This window comes from Burkholderia sp. KL41 (assembly GCF_057005415.2).
In genome coordinates this window covers 783,964-796,708 of sequence record NZ_CM189268.1, presented here as the reverse complement: position 1 = coordinate 796,708, position 12,745 = coordinate 783,964, and the positions used below count along the sequence as shown (strand labels likewise).

The window sequence follows — 12,745 nt, the reverse complement described above, 5'->3', positions numbered from 1 at the left end:
GGCGAACCGGCGCAGCATCGTCGTGCGATCAGTGACGGTCGCGCGCGCGCGGATCGTTCAGTTCCTCGGTCGGGTCGGTCAGCCCGAGTTCGTCGCCGCCGCTCCAGTACGGCGCGCTGCCGTAGAACTCGTGCAGCGGTTCGGCCCATTGCGGATCGGCCATCGCCGGCCAGTGGTCCTTGTCGAATCCCGGCGCGTTGCGGATGCGCTCGGACGACACCGACAGCAGGAAGCATTTGCGTTCGGTGTCGAGCGTGAGCGCGCTCCACGGAATGGCGTGCAGCTTGTCGCCGATGCCGAGGATGCCGCCGCTCGACAGCACCGCATAGGCGACGCGGCCTGAGCGCACGTCGAGCATGATGTCCTTGATCTTGCCGACATCGTCGCCGTCGGTCGTGTAGACCTTGTCGCCTTCCAGCGTATCGGCCGCCATCACGTCGGGGCCGGGGCCGGCCGCCGTTGCGGCGCCCTTGCCGATGATGCGGGTCTGACCTTGATCGGAAGTCTGCATGGTTTCCTCCAGTCTGCGTGGGGCGCGACGGTGCCCGGGGCGGGCCCTGCGGGTCGCGCGGGTATCGTGCGGCGCGAGGATCGCGCCGTCACGTCTGCTTCGGTTGCGACACGCCTTCAAGCGTGTTCGCGACGTCGTCGCGCGCCGGGCCGGCCGAGCGCGTCGCGATGTCCGCGAGCGACAGCATGCCGACCAGCCGCTTGTCGTGATCGACGACGGGCAGGCGGCGCAGCTGCGCGTCCGCCATGTAGTGCTGGATCTCGTCGAGCGAATCGTCGTCGAAGCACCATTCGATCGGGCCCGATGCGACTTCGTGGACCCGCGTTTCCGGCGGCTTGCCGGCCGAGATCGCGCGCACCGCGAGATCGCGGTCCGTCACCATCCCGATCAGCCGGTTGTTGTCGCACACGGGCAACGCGCCGATGTCGTAGCGCTCCATCAGTTGCGCGGCATGACGGATCGAGTCGGTCGGCGCGATGCGCACGACGTCCTGCGACATGATTTCGTTGACGCGATGCATGACTTCCTCCTTGCAGGTGGGGACGGCGAATTCGTCGGCGGAGTCCGCAAGCCGCGTGCCTTCCGGCACGCGCGGTTCGCTCGGATACGTCACGCGCCGTCGTCGCGTTCGCGCGGGCTCCGCCACGGCCCTTCGTCGTGCGTGCCGGGCGGCGTGTCCGGCTCGATCCGCGTGACGCCGCCGGTCGCCGGCGGGTCGCTGGCCGGAAACGTGTCCTCGAGCTGCTTGTCGATATGGCGTTCCGAATGGCGCGTGCGCGTGCGGTCCTGGTGCTTCAGCGGCGGCGTCGGGTCGGGATGCCGCTCGTGGGCCGGCGTGTCGCGGCCGGGCCGGGTCGAATCCTTCATCGCGAGGCTCCGTATCGGTGACGAGGAGCCGGACTTGCCGCAACGGCCGTGCCCGGCTCGCGGACGCGGCACACGACTTGCCGTATCGACTGCGATGACGACGCGCAGCCCGACCGGTGCCTGCCGTGCGCATTTCGAGCGGAGGCACGATGACGATTCCGAAACGACGACCAGGCGTGCGTTATGAGATCAACGTATGCGGCGGCGGATTCGATTCGGTGAAGATCCATTTCAACGAATGGAAACACGAACCGCTGATCTACCGGCCCGAGCGCCGGATGTTCGAGGGCAAGGCCGACGTGCGGCCGCTGGGCGACGAGACGTTCGGTTCGACCGAACCGGCGCGTTTCGCGCTGCAGCGCGCGTGCGAGCCGTCGGATTCGTATGCGCTGGCGGCATGCGTGAAGGACAACGGCCGCGAGCTGTGGCTCGTGATGGCCGCGTACGACGCGTAACGACGTGCTTGAAAGATTTGCAGCGAACGGTGTAGCGAAGGCACGACGCGTCGCATGGGGCCGCGCGGGTTCGCGCCGGCGCCCGCATGCGGGCGTCGCGACCGGACGGCATGCGCATTGCGGGACTGCCGTATCCAGTCACGACCGCCGCACACGATGCCGCTCCGAACCCGCCCCGATGGAATACCGATGAAACACGATCCCGCGCAATGGCTGCAGCGGCCCATCCCACCGTTTCCCGACCTCGAGCCGGATCCCGACGGTTTGCCGCCCGACCTGCCCGAACCGTACCGGCAACCGGCAGGCGATCCGCCCGCGACCGCGCCACCCGAGCGCGAACCGCCGACGCGGCAGCCGCCCGTGCATGCGCCGCCGGTCGGCGGGACAGGGCGGCTGCATGCGCAGGCGCGGCGATGAGCGTCCGCGTGAAACCCGGCGTGCTGCGCGAGATCGCCGAGACGCTCGGCCGCCATTTCGAAGCGCGCGCGATGCCGTTCCACATCGAGGAGCAGCCGGCCGGTGCATTGCATATCGGCTTTCGCGTCGACGGCCATCCGGCGTCGCTGTCGGTTTCCTTCGACGCCGACGCATTCGCCGCGCTCGAGCGGGCCGGCATCGACCGGCAGCGCGGGACGCTCGCGCGTGTCGCGGCCGAATTCGACACGATGATGGCGCGCCGCACGCCGACCGCCTATGCCGGCGATTTCCATTTCAACCGGCTCTGAGCCATCGATCCGACGGAGGTATTCGATGAACACGATCCAGACGATACGCGCGGGCGCCCTTGCGTTCGCCGCCGCGTGCGCGCTGGCCGCCTGCACGCAACCGACGAACGGCCCCTACGGTGCGCGGGGGGCGCCGCCCGCACCGCCGGATGGCCGCGGCGCGCAGTCGACCACGACGATGCCGGACGCGAATACGCGCTACGACACGCGTCCGTCGCCGGGCAACATGATGCCGCAGGGCGCGGCCGGCGGTGAACCGGCCGACGTGCCGCCGTCGGGGCCGAACGGTGCGCAGGGCGACCGGCCGTTGCCGGGCACGCCGCCGCCGATGCAGTACTGATCGAGCGTTTTCCGCGCATCACGTAAGGCAGGTGGCGGCGTTCGAGGGCACATCCGGATGCCCTTCCGGACGAGCGAATGGCGTGCCCCAAAACTTGCCGCGGGCTTGTAAAAAAGCGACCCCGGCCGCCGGCGAAGCGGGGTGCGAACCCGCGAGAACTGCGAGGCGACGCGCTTCGCCGTATTGGCACGAAAGCTGCGTAAGTCGTGCAGACGACCTAACGCGAACCGAACAATCAGGAGGCTTTCGATGCCCGTCTCGCTTGCGTTGCAGATGCGACAGCATCTGGCACTTACGCCGAGGCTTCAGCAGTCGCTGCGGCTGCTGCAGTTGTCCTCGCTCGAATTTCAACAGGAATTGCGGCAGGCGCTCGACATGAACCCGTTTCTCGAAGACGGCCCGGGCGACGAGGAAGCCGCCGACGGCGCGCCGGAGCAGCCGGCGGAAGCGGCCGCGCCCGAAGCGGCGCCCGAGCCCGAGGATGTCCGGCCGCCCGACGGCGAGGTGCCGCTTACGGCGGCACCCGCGCCGCGCGGCACGAACCGCCAGGGTGACGATGCAGACGGCCTGTCGCCGGGCGAATGGACCGCCGCCGAACCGTCGCTGCATCAGCAACTGCACGACGCGCTCAGGCTGTATCCGTTGAACAGGCGCGATCGCGAAGCCGCGCGCGTCGTGATCGACGCGCTCGACGACGACGGTTATCTGCGCCAGGAACTCGCCGAGCTGCGGGCCGCGGCCGATCCGGCGCTGCTGCTGTCGGAGCAGGATCTCGCGATCGCGCTGCGGCTCGTGCAGATGCTCGACCGCCCGGGGATCGCGGCGCGTTCGCTGTCCGAATGTCTGGTGCTGCAGCTCGACGCGATTCCGGCCGGCACGCCGGCGCTCGCGGAAGCGAAGGCGATCGCGTGCGAGCATCTCGAACGGCTCGCCCGCCGCGAGACGGCGGAGATCCAGCGGCGTCTCGGCTGCAACCCGCAGACGATGCACGCCGCCTGCGCGCTGGTACGCGGGCTCGACCCGCGCCCCGGCAACCACTACGGCAGCACGCGCGGCGACTACGTGGTGCCCGACGTGATCGTGCGCCAGGTACGCGACGAATGGATCGTGACGATCAACCCGGCCGTGCTGCCGCGCGCGCGCCTGCACGAGCGCTACGCGACGCTGTTCGCGCAGTCGAGCGGCGAGCGCGATTCGCCGCTCGGCCAGCAGCTGCAGGAAGCGCGCTGGCTGATACGCAACGTGCAGAAGCGCTTCGACACCATCCAACGCGTGGGCGAATGCATCGTCGCGCGGCAACGCGATTTCTTTCGTTACGGCGAGATCGCGATGAAGCCGCTCGTGCTGCGCGACATCGCGGAAGCGCTCGATCTGCACGAATCGACCGTGTCGCGCGCGACGGGCAACAAGTACATGGCCACGCCGCACGGCACGTTCGAGTTCAAGCATTTCTTCCCGCGCAAGCTCGAGGCGGCCGGCAAGGGCGTGTGCTCGGCGTCGGCGGCGAAGGTGCTGATCCGCGACATGATCGCGGCCGAGCGGCAAACCGAGCCGCTGTCCGACGTCGCGCTCACGGAGAACCTCGCGGGCCGCGGCATTCTTCTTGCGCGTCGTACGGTGACGAAGTATCGCCAGGCGATGAAGATTCCGGCGGCCGACCTGCGGCGTCGCGATGCCGCGTGACGTGAGGCTTGCGCGCCGGACCGATCTTCAACCGCGCGCGGCGCCGCCCGTCGTGTCGGCCCGCGCATCCATCCACGACAGGAGTGCAACCATGCCAGCAAAATCCCAGGCGCAGCAGCGTGCCGCAGGCGCGGCGCTGTCGGCGAAGCGCGGTGAAACGAAGATGAAGGACCTCAAACCGCCGGCGAGGTCGATGGCCGAGTCGATGAGCGAGAAAGCGCTCGAGAAAATGGCTTCCACGCCCGTGCGCGGCAAACCGAAACACAAGCACGATGCGTGACCGACGACGACGTTTGGTGACGACCGCTGTCATCCAGGAGGGTTCCATGCTTCGATACGCCATCATCTTCTTCATCATCGCGATCGTCGCCGCCGTGTTCGGCTTCGGCGGTATCGCGGCCGGCGCGGCCGAGATCGCGAAGATCCTGTTCTACATCTTCGTCGTGATCTTCCTGGTCACGCTGCTGCTGGGCGTCGTGCGACGATGACTGCCGCGCCCGACCGGTCGCAGCGCGTGGCCGAACTCGAACATGCGCTCGCGATCGGCTTTCCGTCGCAGTCGACCGTCGTCGTGCATGCGGACGACGCCTCCGGCGGCCTGACGATCCAGGTGTCGTGGGTGCGCGTGCCGTCCGACGAGGACGCGCGCGAATGGCGTTGCGCGGTCGACCTGCGGTTCGATCCGGACGTCGTCGATCGCTACGTTTTGCTCGACGCGGCCGACCGGCTGCGCGTGCGCACGCGGTTGTGCGACCACGCGCGGCGCGCGGTGGACGAGCGCAAGCCGCGCGTCGAGGATGCCGCGATCGAATGCAGCGTGACGCTCGACGTGACACGCGCCGAATTCGACGCGGCGCTGGCCGCGCCCTGACGCCGCGGCCGGTGTCGCGGGCTCGGTCGAGGCCCGTCGTGCCGGTTTTCGCTGCCGTCAGCGTGCGCGCGCCGCGACGCGGCGGTTTGCGTGGCGGCTGCCGATCCGGCTGCTCATCCGAATGCCACGAGGATCTGTCGATGTCCCGTTGTCCATCCGCCGGCGACACCGCGCCCGCGCGGTCGACCGACAGCGCGAAGACAAGCCGGCGCGGCAGATCGTCCGCGAAGTGCCGCGCCATACCGAATCGGAGACGACGATGGACGAACCTCACGCAGCGCATGGCAACCCGCATGACAACCACCCGCACGCACCGCATACCGATTCCGGTCACGACCGCCGGCCGCGCGCGCGATCGCATGCGTCCGCCGGCCGCGCGCACGGCGAACCCGGCGTCGATCACGTCGGCCGCGTGCGCATCACGCATCCCGATCGCGTGCTCGACCCGCGCAGCGGCACGCGCAAGATCGACCTCGCGCATTACTGGTTGTGGGTCGCGCCGTGGCTGCTGCCCGACCTGAAAGGCCGGCCCGTGTCGCTCGTGCGCGCCCCGGGCGACATCGCCGGCGAACTGTTCTTCCAGAAGCATGCGGAGCGCCGCGAAATCCCGTTCGTCAAGCAGCACGCGGGACTCGATCCCGGCCACGGCCCGCTGCTGTCGATCGACAGCGTCGACGCGCTGCTCGGCGCCGCGCAGATGGGCACGATCGAGCTGCACACGTGGAACGCGCACGCGTCGAACATCGAGCGGCCCGACCGGATCGTGTTCGACCTCGATCCCGATCCGGCGCTGCCGTGGCGCGCGATGATCGACGCCGCGCAGATCGTGCGCGGGCTGCTGGACGAACTGGGGCTCGTGTCGTTCTGCAAGACGAGCGGCGGCAAGGGGCTGCATGTCGTCGTGCCGCTCACGCGGCATGCGGGCTGGGACGACGTGAAGGACTTCTCCCGCGCGGTCGCGCAGCACGTCGCCGCTACGCTGCCCGAGCGCTTCACCGCGACGATGGGGCCGCGCCACCGGCGCGGCAGGATCTTCGTCGACTACCTGCGCAACGGCCGCGGCGCGAGCACGATCGCCGCGTACTCGGTGCGTGCGCGGCCCGGCATGGGCGTGTCGGTGCCGCTCGAATGGGACGAGGTACCCGGCACGACGGGCGGCGCGCAATGGACGATCGACACGCTCCGCGCACGGCTCGACGCGCTGAAACGCGACCCGTGGGATGGCTACGCGCACACGCGCCAGCGCCTCACGGCGTCGATGCGTGCGCGGCTCGAGGCGCAAACGTGAACGCGTCAGCGCCGATGCTGCAGCCGGTGATACCAGTTCATCAACGGCGTCGCGGAGATCCCGTGCGCGATCACCGACGCCGACACGACGACCAGCACCGGTGCCGCCAGCGAGCGCACCGCGCCGGACGGCGCGTGCTCGATCGCGAACAGCAGGTAGTAGAACGAGCCGATCCCGCGAATGCCGAACCAGGCCATCAGCCGACGCTGCGCCTGCGTCGCGCGCGAACCCGCGAGCGTGACCAGCACCGCGAGCGGTCGCACGACGACGAACAGCACGGCGGCCAGCGCGGCCGCCCCCCCCGTGAGCAGCGGGCCCGGCAGCGTCGCGAGCACGCTGCCGACCATCGTCATCACGACGGCTTCCGCGATCCGTTCGAGTTCGATCGTGAAGCCGAGCACCGATTCGGCCATGAACGCGTGCGCCTTCTCCGGATGCTTCTCGGTGGCGACGACATCTTCCGAATCGATCTGGCCGATCACTTCGCGCGGCTTGCGGTCGCCGCTCGCACGGTGTTCGACGCGGCGCATCGCGACACCGGCCGCGAACGTCGCGATGAAGCCGAACGTGTGCGCGAGCTGTGCGGCGCCGAACGACAGCACGATCAGCGCGAGCGCGAAGAAGCCTTCGAGGCCGAGCGCCTGCGCGTGCCGCGTGCGCAGCCAGCCGATCAGTTTCGTCGTCGCCCAGCCGAGGGCGCCGCCGATCGCGGCCGCGCCCGCGATGCCCCACAGCGCGACGAGCGCGAACGCGCCGGACAGCGGCGCGAGCCCGTAGGTCGCGTCGCGCGTGCCGCACAGGGCGAGCCCCGCGAGCGCGAACGGCAAGGCGATGCCGTCGTTCAACCCGCCTTCGCCGGACAGCGCGAAGCGCACGAGATCGCGATCGCCCGGGTCGTGCACCTGCACGTCGTGCGCGAGCACGGGGTCGGTCGGTGCGAGGATCGCCGCGAGCAGCAGCGCGAGGCCCCAGCCGAGCCCGAGCGTGAGCGCCGCGCATGCGGCGAGCAGCGGCACGGTGACGATCATCGCGAGCAAGCCGAGGCGGCACGGCACGAGCCACAGCCGGTCGGTCAGCGGCACGCGCAGCCGCAGCCCGATCGCGAACAGCGACACGAGCAGCGCGATTTCGACGATTTCACGCAGCAGCGGCGCGTCGCGTTCGAGGTCGAGCTGCAGCAGGCCGGCGCCGGCCGGGCCGAGCGCGACGCCGAGCACGAGATAGATCATCGCGGTGCTGCACGGCAGGTGGCGCAGCGCCGACGTCGCGACGCCCATGCCCAGCAGCACCGCGCCGATGATCAGGTACCAGAGCGTCTCGTGCATGCGCGGGCTCGTGGCAGGCGGGGAAGGCGGACGCGCAACCGGTCAGGGCTTGCGGCCGAATGCCTCGCGCAGTTTGCGTTTTGCGCGTTCGAGCGTCGTGCGGCGCGTTTTCGGCAGATTGCGGCCCGCGCGGTTCACGTAGAAGTTCAGCATCGACATCGCCGACTGGAACGGCGACGCCTTGCGGCGGCGGCTGTGTTCGGCCGAACGCTTCAGCGACGCGGCGATCGCCGCCGGATCGTCGGACTTGAAGATGTCGGGCTCGATGTCGAGCGCATCGCTGCGTTGCGTGACTTCGCCGGACCAGCGCTTGCGGTGTGCCGGATCGGCGCTGCGGGCGCGCCCGGGACGGCGCGTGAGGCGCTTGCCGTGTGCGTGGGAAGCGGAAGCGGAAGGCATGTGACGGGGCTCCGTGTGGGGTGGAGGGATGGGTCCTGCGGAGACACGCGACGCAATCCGCGTGCCGCGCCCCGGGCGTGTGCGGACGTCGGCATGGGCATTGCTGGAACGGCGTTGCCGGAAGGCACGGGCAGGCATTTCCGTTACCGCATCACCACCACGGAGCCAACGCCATGAAGCCAGCAACCGATCCGAAGCCTGTCGCGCGGCGCGATGACGGCGCGGTTTCCCGGGACGGGCGCGCGGCCACCACGCAGGAGGACATCATGCAATCGAATTCCCGGATTTGGCTGGAGAACGACGAGATCGACGGCGAGGCGCTCGACGTGGACGATCTCGACACGACGGTTCATGTCGACGTCGCGACCGGCAGGGTCATGTTCCATGCGGCGTGGGCGAATGCGCCCGAGGCGCCGCCCGAGGTGGCGCGGTATTCGGTCGTGCTCGCGCTCGACTGCGACACGATGGAGCATTACGCGGATCTCGACGACGGCGCACGCACGCGCGTGCATGCGATGCTGCACGAGGCCGTGCAGCAGACGCTCGAGCAGTTGCCCGACACCGACGAAAACCTGACGCTGACGATCGAACTGACCGACGCGATGCTCGATGCGGCGCGGCACCTGCAGTAATCGTTGCGGGCCGACGTGCCGCATCGGATTACATCCCGTTGAAATCTTTGCAGCCGGGCGCGCGGCGACGTCGAACGGGCCGGCCGGGCGCATGCGTGTGCCGGCCTTGATGCGATCGCGGGTCGTTCCCCGGCCGGTGTCGCGATGCGAGCGGGTGCGACCCTGCGCGTGCACATGCCGCGGCCTCCGCGGCCGGCACGCCGATTGCTGCACGACCGATGCGGCACGACGTGTGCCGCCCATCTGAAGGAGACGTTCATGAGCGGCAGGCTGGAGCATTGCAAGGTGGCCATCCTCGCGGTCGACGGATTCGAGGAAGCCGAACTCGTCGAGCCGCAACGCGCGCTCTCGGCCGAGGGCGCGCAGGTCGACGTGATTTCGCAGAAGCGCGGCGAGATCCAGGGTTTCCGGCACGTCGACAAGGGCGAGCGCGTGAAGGTCGACCGCACGTTCGACGACGCGCGCGAAGGCGATTACGACGCGGTCGTGCTGCCCGGCGGCGTCGTGAACGGCGACGCGATCCGGATGCTGCCGGCGGCGCGCGAATTCGTGACGGCGGCCGTCGGCGCCGGCAAGCCGATCGCGGCGATCTGCCACGGCGGCTGGCTGCTCGTGTCGGCCGGGCTCGTGGAGGGCCGCACGATGACGAGCTGGCCGAGCCTGCAGGACGATATCCGTCATGCGGGCGGCAAGTGGGTCGACGAGGAGGTCGTGCGCGACGGCAACCTGATCACGAGCCGCAAGCCCGCCGACCTGCCTGCGTTCAATGGCGCGCTGGTCGAGCGCCTTGCGTCGCGGGGGGCGTAAGCCGATGCCGGCCGATGCCGCCCGCCGCGTGACGCTGACCGACACACCGCCCGTGTTCGACGGAGCGGCGCTGCAGTTGGGTTTCGTCGTCGACGTCGATGGCGTGCCGCAAACCTGTGCGATCACGGTCGAGGCGCTGGAAGACCATTTCGGCGCGCAGTCGGCGCTGGAGGCCGACCTGCGCGATGCGTTCGAACGCGGCCGTGCGCGCATCGAGGCCGCGTGCGCGGAGGTGCTGGCCGACGGCGGTGGGGCGGACGTGGTGCTGCATAGCGGTTATTTCCGTGCGCCGGGCGGTCGGGTGCGGGCCGGGCTGTTTCGTCCGGGGAAGTCCTGACCTCCGTCGCGCTTCCCGAAGCGTCATTCCGCGCCGCATCCAGCCATCAGGCCATCCAGCGAACCGCATTACACGCAATTGAAAACTTTGCCGCGCGTCGCAGGCATTGCCCGGTGCCACATGGCGCCGCGCGCCGGGCGCGCGGTGCGGTTCGCGTGGCGTCGACTGGCATGTTCCCTGCATGAACGGCCTGTTGCCGGCGCACGATTCGCGCCGCATGCCGATGCGACCGTTTCGTCGCATCGCACGTAGCCGCAGACGGGGAACGAGCATGCTGACCGCCCATGAATTTGCCGTGCTGTTCCTGGTGCATCACGCGCCGGAACAGATCCAGATCGATCGCGACGACGTCGTCGCCCTCGTCGAGCAACGCCTGATCGTGATGCAGCGCGACGACGCGTCCGGCGAGCGTCGGCCCGTGTTGACGGCCGGCGGCTTGTCGGTTCTGAAGTGCGTGCAGCGGCATGACGGGGTCGCGACCGACGTGACTGACCTGAGTGACATGAACGACGCGTGATGCATAGCGCCGCGCGGCGCTCACCGCGCGATCGCGACGCCCGCGTTGACCTGGACGACAGGTGTCCGGCTGTCGAACGGCGGCGCGGGCAGGAAGCGGTCGATCACGCCGGCTTCGAACAGCAGGCAGTACGTCGACCCGCCGAACTGGAAGTAGCCGATCTCGTCGCCCTTGTCGACGCGCTGTCCCGGCACGACGTCGATCACGCACGACGACACGTCGCCCATCCCGACGAATACGGCCGCCACGGTGCCGATGCCGGGATCGTCGCAGGAGAGCGCGACCACCGCGCGCGTGGCGACGGCCGTCATGTAACCCTGCGAGTCGTTCAGCCCGGCCGGATCGGTGCCTTCCGCCTCCGCGACCGAGTAGTAGGTCCCGTCGACACGGTACGCGTGCGTGACGACACCGCGCACCGGTGCATGCCAGCGATGGTAGTTGTACGCGCTCAGGTAGGCCTGGTAGATGTCGCCGCCGACGAAGCGCTCGGCGAGCGGCAGCCACGCGGGCGTGAAGAGGTCGCGCAACGAGTACGGCTGCGCCTTGATCCAGAACGTGTCGCGCAGCTTCACCTTCGATTCGGTGTGGTACGGCGCGGCCTCGCATGCGCTGACGATCACGTGCGGATCGTCGGGTGCCTCGACCGGGCGCGCGCCGTCGCGAAAGCGTCGCGTGAAGAAGTCGTTCCACGAGTCGAAGCCCAGGTGCGGCTGGTCGTCGCGATACTGGAACTGCGACAGCCCGAGGCGCCTGCACGCTGCGTCGCAGAACCAGCCGTCGGGCGCCGACGTGTCGAGATGCGTGCGCGAATGCGGGCCGCCGAGGAAGTCGCACCACACGTTCAGCACGCGCTTCAGGTGCGCGTTGACGGTCGCGTCGCGAAACACCGCATGGCCCGACGGCATGCACATCGGCCAATCGAGGAACGCGTTGATCGGGCACACGATCAGGCTCGCTTCGCTGAAAGGGGGCGTATAGGTCATCAGGTGATCGAGCACCGTCATCAGCTCGCCGCTCGACGCGTAGCCGAGCCGCAGGCCCGCGTCGAGCGCCTCGTCGATTGCGCGGGTCAGGCCCATGCGCAGGACGGCATGGTCGTCGAACAGCCGCGCGAGGGCCTGCACGGCCGGCGTGCGCAAGCGGTCGCCGGCATGCGCGCGGGCCTCCGCCGCGATCCTTTCGCGGAACGCGGCCATGTGGGTTTCTTCGCGCGCCATCCATTCGCCGAGCCGATGGCGCGTGGCGGGCGGCGGGTTGCGGTCGGTCGGCATCGCTTCCTCCGGACGTCGGTTCGTCATGACCGTGATCAGCAAGATGCTTGCCCGGCGACGGCACCGAAATTGCGGCGATCGTTCGTCCGTTTTTCATGACACGGGAGACGAGGATGAATGCGGCTTCGAATGCACGACAGGCGAACGAGACGAACGAGACGAACAAGACGAACGAGACGAACGAGACGAACGAGACGAACGAGACGAACGAGACGAACGAGACGAACGAGACGAACGAGACGAACGAGACGAACGAGACGAACGAGACGAACGAGACGAACGAGACGAACGAGACGAACGAGACGAACGAGACGAACGAGACGAACGAGACGAACGAGACGAACGAGACGAACGAGACGAACGCGACGAGTGCGACGAGTGCGACGAGTGCGACGAGCGCGACGAGCGCGACGAGCGCGACCGACGCGCGCCGCAGCGGCGATCAGCACACGGTGACGCCGACGCGCCCACGCGTGCGAGCGGCCAAGCCGGCGTCGCGCGACGCGCGTCGGTCTGCCGGGCGCGGCCCAGGTGGCTCAAGCGGCTCGAGCGGGACGAGCGGCTCAAGCAGCTCAAGCGGGCCCGTGGCCGCGCACGACGGCGACAGGAAGGGCAACCCGCTATGGGAGGACGACGGCGGGGCGATGCCGCCGGAAGAATGGTCGTGAGGTGGCGATCGCGTTCGAGCGCTTGCGCAGGATCGTCGACGTTCGGCCG

The 12,745-nt window shown here is 69.3% G+C and carries 19 protein-coding genes and 1 pseudogene; 14 read left to right on the top strand and 6 right to left on the bottom strand.

What is annotated here, in order from left to right:
- Nucleotides 1–28: 28 nt before the first annotated feature.
- From PQB87_RS37620 to PQB87_RS37610, 3 genes are all read right to left on the bottom strand, one after another.
- Nucleotides 29–511: a PRC-barrel domain-containing protein gene (locus PQB87_RS37620; protein ID WP_059687728.1), complete on the bottom strand. Its 483-nt coding sequence runs from the start codon at nucleotides 509–511 to the stop codon at nucleotides 29–31.
- Nucleotides 512–599: 88 nt separating this feature from the next.
- On the bottom strand, nucleotides 600–1,031 hold the full coding sequence (locus tag PQB87_RS37615) for a CBS domain-containing protein (RefSeq protein WP_027792518.1): 432 nt from the start codon (nucleotides 1,029–1,031) through the stop codon (nucleotides 600–602).
- An 89-nt stretch (nucleotides 1,032–1,120) separates the two neighbouring features.
- Nucleotides 1,121–1,378 carry a hypothetical protein gene (locus tag PQB87_RS37610; RefSeq protein ID WP_059687729.1) on the bottom strand — a complete coding sequence of 86 codons (258 nt, stop codon included), beginning with the start codon at nucleotides 1,376–1,378 and terminating at the stop codon, nucleotides 1,121–1,123.
- A 149-nt stretch (nucleotides 1,379–1,527) separates the two neighbouring features.
- Between PQB87_RS37610 and PQB87_RS37605 the strand changes: the two genes are divergently transcribed.
- The 9 genes and pseudogenes from PQB87_RS37605 to ligD form a co-directional block, all read left to right on the top strand.
- Entirely contained in the window at nucleotides 1,528–1,833 is a 306-nt protein-coding gene (locus PQB87_RS37605) for a hypothetical protein (RefSeq protein WP_059687730.1), read from the top strand.
- 189 nt (nucleotides 1,834–2,022) lie between these two features.
- Nucleotides 2,023–2,250: a hypothetical protein gene (locus tag PQB87_RS37600; protein ID WP_489244475.1), complete on the top strand. Its 228-nt coding sequence runs from the start codon at nucleotides 2,023–2,025 to the stop codon at nucleotides 2,248–2,250.
- On the top strand, nucleotides 2,247–2,558 hold the full coding sequence (locus tag PQB87_RS37595; protein ID WP_489244473.1) for a hypothetical protein: 312 nt from the start codon (nucleotides 2,247–2,249) through the stop codon (nucleotides 2,556–2,558). The genes PQB87_RS37600 and PQB87_RS37595 overlap by 4 nt, the downstream gene beginning before the upstream one ends.
- Nucleotides 2,559–2,583: 25 nt before the next feature.
- Entirely contained in the window at nucleotides 2,584–2,898 is a 315-nt protein-coding gene (locus PQB87_RS37590) for a hypothetical protein (RefSeq protein ID WP_489244471.1), read from the top strand.
- Nucleotides 2,899–3,147: 249 nt separating this feature from the next.
- Nucleotides 3,148–4,581 carry an RNA polymerase factor sigma-54 gene (gene rpoN / locus PQB87_RS37585; RefSeq protein ID WP_489244470.1) on the top strand — a complete coding sequence of 478 codons (1,434 nt, stop codon included), beginning with the start codon at nucleotides 3,148–3,150 and terminating at the stop codon, nucleotides 4,579–4,581.
- Nucleotides 4,582–4,672: 91 nt separating this feature from the next.
- On the top strand, nucleotides 4,673–4,861 hold the full coding sequence (locus PQB87_RS37580) for a DUF3008 family protein (protein WP_124626426.1): 189 nt from the start codon (nucleotides 4,673–4,675) through the stop codon (nucleotides 4,859–4,861).
- 46 nt (nucleotides 4,862–4,907) lie between these two features.
- A complete protein-coding gene (locus tag PQB87_RS37575; RefSeq protein WP_027792525.1) occupies nucleotides 4,908–5,069 on the top strand; it encodes a DUF1328 family protein in 162 nt (53 codons plus the stop codon).
- Nucleotides 5,066–5,452: a DUF3022 domain-containing protein gene (locus PQB87_RS37570; RefSeq protein ID WP_489244468.1), complete on the top strand. Its 387-nt coding sequence runs from the start codon at nucleotides 5,066–5,068 to the stop codon at nucleotides 5,450–5,452. The genes PQB87_RS37575 and PQB87_RS37570 overlap by 4 nt, the downstream gene beginning before the upstream one ends.
- 337 nt (nucleotides 5,453–5,789) lie before the next feature.
- A pseudogene (gene ligD, locus PQB87_RS37565) lies at nucleotides 5,790–6,740 on the top strand (non-homologous end-joining DNA ligase); the annotation flags it as partial.
- A gap of 5 nt (nucleotides 6,741–6,745) precedes the next feature.
- On the opposite strand, the gene PQB87_RS37560 reads toward ligD, so the two are convergent.
- Both PQB87_RS37560 and PQB87_RS37555 read right to left on the bottom strand, forming a co-directional pair.
- Complete coding sequence (locus PQB87_RS37560) at nucleotides 6,746–8,065, bottom strand: cation:proton antiporter domain-containing protein (RefSeq protein WP_489244466.1); 1,320 nt, start codon at nucleotides 8,063–8,065, stop codon at nucleotides 6,746–6,748.
- Nucleotides 8,066–8,107: 42 nt separating this feature from the next.
- The gene (locus PQB87_RS37555; RefSeq protein ID WP_021161217.1) at nucleotides 8,108–8,464 is read right to left on the bottom strand and encodes a DUF3175 domain-containing protein; all 357 of its coding nucleotides are present in this window, start codon (nucleotides 8,462–8,464) and stop codon (nucleotides 8,108–8,110) included.
- Between the two features lie 266 nt (nucleotides 8,465–8,730).
- Between PQB87_RS37555 and PQB87_RS37550 the strand changes: the two genes are divergently transcribed.
- From PQB87_RS37550 to PQB87_RS37535, 4 genes are all read left to right on the top strand, one after another.
- The gene (locus tag PQB87_RS37550) at nucleotides 8,731–9,096 is read left to right on the top strand and encodes a hypothetical protein (protein ID WP_111941147.1); all 366 of its coding nucleotides are present in this window, start codon (nucleotides 8,731–8,733) and stop codon (nucleotides 9,094–9,096) included.
- Nucleotides 9,097–9,354: 258 nt separating this feature from the next.
- Nucleotides 9,355–9,903, top strand: a complete 549-nt coding sequence (locus PQB87_RS37545) for a type 1 glutamine amidotransferase domain-containing protein (RefSeq protein WP_059687823.1) — start codon at nucleotides 9,355–9,357, stop codon at nucleotides 9,901–9,903.
- Between the two features lie 4 nt (nucleotides 9,904–9,907).
- Nucleotides 9,908–10,240 carry a DUF1488 family protein gene (locus PQB87_RS37540; RefSeq protein ID WP_489244464.1) on the top strand — a complete coding sequence of 111 codons (333 nt, stop codon included), beginning with the start codon at nucleotides 9,908–9,910 and terminating at the stop codon, nucleotides 10,238–10,240.
- A 271-nt stretch (nucleotides 10,241–10,511) separates the two neighbouring features.
- Nucleotides 10,512–10,757 (top strand): hypothetical protein, encoded by a 246-nt coding sequence (locus PQB87_RS37535; RefSeq protein ID WP_301862214.1) that lies wholly within the window; start codon nucleotides 10,512–10,514, stop codon nucleotides 10,755–10,757.
- A 20-nt stretch (nucleotides 10,758–10,777) separates the two neighbouring features.
- Here PQB87_RS37535 and PQB87_RS37530 read toward each other — a convergent pair whose 3' ends face one another.
- Nucleotides 10,778–12,028, bottom strand: a complete 1,251-nt coding sequence (locus tag PQB87_RS37530) for a phosphatidylserine decarboxylase family protein (RefSeq protein ID WP_489245144.1) — start codon at nucleotides 12,026–12,028, stop codon at nucleotides 10,778–10,780.
- A gap of 113 nt (nucleotides 12,029–12,141) precedes the next feature.
- On the opposite strand from PQB87_RS37530, the gene PQB87_RS37525 reads away from it, so the two are divergent.
- Nucleotides 12,142–12,696 carry a hypothetical protein gene (locus PQB87_RS37525; RefSeq protein ID WP_489244463.1) on the top strand — a complete coding sequence of 185 codons (555 nt, stop codon included), beginning with the start codon at nucleotides 12,142–12,144 and terminating at the stop codon, nucleotides 12,694–12,696.
- The last annotated feature ends 49 nt before the right edge of the window (nucleotides 12,697–12,745 follow it).

What these genes read in the sequence shown, in the direction of transcription:
- PQB87_RS37620 (WP_059687728.1), bottom strand. Translation starts at nt 511, where the DNA reads ATGCAGACTTCCGATCAAGGTCAGACCCGCATCATCGGCAAGGGCGCC.
- PQB87_RS37615 (WP_027792518.1), bottom strand. Translation starts at nt 1,031, where the DNA reads ATGCATCGCGTCAACGAAATCATGTCGCAGGACGTCGTGCGCATCGCG.
- PQB87_RS37610 (WP_059687729.1), bottom strand. Translation starts at nt 1,378, where the DNA reads ATGAAGGATTCGACCCGGCCCGGCCGCGACACGCCGGCCCACGAGCGG.
- PQB87_RS37605 (WP_059687730.1), top strand. Translation starts at nt 1,528, where the DNA reads ATGACGATTCCGAAACGACGACCAGGCGTGCGTTATGAGATCAACGTA.
- PQB87_RS37600 (WP_489244475.1), top strand. Translation starts at nt 2,023, where the DNA reads ATGAAACACGATCCCGCGCAATGGCTGCAGCGGCCCATCCCACCGTTT.
- PQB87_RS37595 (WP_489244473.1), top strand. Translation starts at nt 2,247, where the DNA reads ATGAGCGTCCGCGTGAAACCCGGCGTGCTGCGCGAGATCGCCGAGACG.
- PQB87_RS37590 (WP_489244471.1), top strand. Translation starts at nt 2,584, where the DNA reads ATGAACACGATCCAGACGATACGCGCGGGCGCCCTTGCGTTCGCCGCC.
- rpoN (WP_489244470.1), top strand. Translation starts at nt 3,148, where the DNA reads ATGCCCGTCTCGCTTGCGTTGCAGATGCGACAGCATCTGGCACTTACG.
- PQB87_RS37580 (WP_124626426.1), top strand. Translation starts at nt 4,673, where the DNA reads ATGCCAGCAAAATCCCAGGCGCAGCAGCGTGCCGCAGGCGCGGCGCTG.
- PQB87_RS37575 (WP_027792525.1), top strand. Translation starts at nt 4,908, where the DNA reads ATGCTTCGATACGCCATCATCTTCTTCATCATCGCGATCGTCGCCGCC.
- PQB87_RS37570 (WP_489244468.1), top strand. Translation starts at nt 5,066, where the DNA reads ATGACTGCCGCGCCCGACCGGTCGCAGCGCGTGGCCGAACTCGAACAT.
- PQB87_RS37560 (WP_489244466.1), bottom strand. Translation starts at nt 8,065, where the DNA reads ATGCACGAGACGCTCTGGTACCTGATCATCGGCGCGGTGCTGCTGGGC.
- PQB87_RS37555 (WP_021161217.1), bottom strand. Translation starts at nt 8,464, where the DNA reads ATGCCTTCCGCTTCCGCTTCCCACGCACACGGCAAGCGCCTCACGCGC.
- PQB87_RS37550 (WP_111941147.1), top strand. Translation starts at nt 8,731, where the DNA reads ATGCAATCGAATTCCCGGATTTGGCTGGAGAACGACGAGATCGACGGC.
- PQB87_RS37545 (WP_059687823.1), top strand. Translation starts at nt 9,355, where the DNA reads ATGAGCGGCAGGCTGGAGCATTGCAAGGTGGCCATCCTCGCGGTCGAC.
- PQB87_RS37540 (WP_489244464.1), top strand. Translation starts at nt 9,908, where the DNA reads ATGCCGGCCGATGCCGCCCGCCGCGTGACGCTGACCGACACACCGCCC.
- PQB87_RS37535 (WP_301862214.1), top strand. Translation starts at nt 10,512, where the DNA reads ATGCTGACCGCCCATGAATTTGCCGTGCTGTTCCTGGTGCATCACGCG.
- PQB87_RS37530 (WP_489245144.1), bottom strand. Translation starts at nt 12,028, where the DNA reads ATGCCGACCGACCGCAACCCGCCGCCCGCCACGCGCCATCGGCTCGGC.
- PQB87_RS37525 (WP_489244463.1), top strand. Translation starts at nt 12,142, where the DNA reads ATGAATGCGGCTTCGAATGCACGACAGGCGAACGAGACGAACGAGACG.